The organism is Mesorhizobium sp. M1A.T.Ca.IN.004.03.1.1, assembly GCF_003997555.1.
GTDB lineage: Bacteria > Pseudomonadota > Alphaproteobacteria > Rhizobiales > Rhizobiaceae > Mesorhizobium.
In genome coordinates this window covers 1-251 of record NZ_RZTV01000744.1, presented here as the reverse complement: position 1 = coordinate 251, position 251 = coordinate 1, and the positions used below count along the sequence as shown (strand labels likewise).

The following is a 251-nucleotide window of genomic DNA, read 5'->3' as shown; positions in this document are numbered from 1 at the left end:
GCAGCCGCCGCAGCCGCCGCCGGAGAAATAGAAGCCGTAGGTATCGTCACCCAGCGCCCGGATCTTCTCGGCATTGGCGGTAATTTCGTCCCAATTCACAGGTGCCTTTTCCGGGTCGAGGCCGGCCTTCTTGTAGAGATCCTTGTTCCAGGCAAAGACGGATGTTTCGACCGACAGCGGCAGGCCGTAGATCCGGTCCTGATAGGTGCCGAGGCGAACATGCGATGGCGAAAGCGAGTTGAAATAGGGCA

The 251-nt window shown here is 59.4% G+C and carries 1 protein-coding gene; it reads right to left on the bottom strand.

Features of this window, described 5'->3' with window-relative positions:
- Nucleotides 1-251, bottom strand: a 251-nt coding sequence (locus EOD29_RS33640; RefSeq protein WP_127248875.1) for an extracellular solute-binding protein, incomplete at both ends; no start/stop codon positions are given.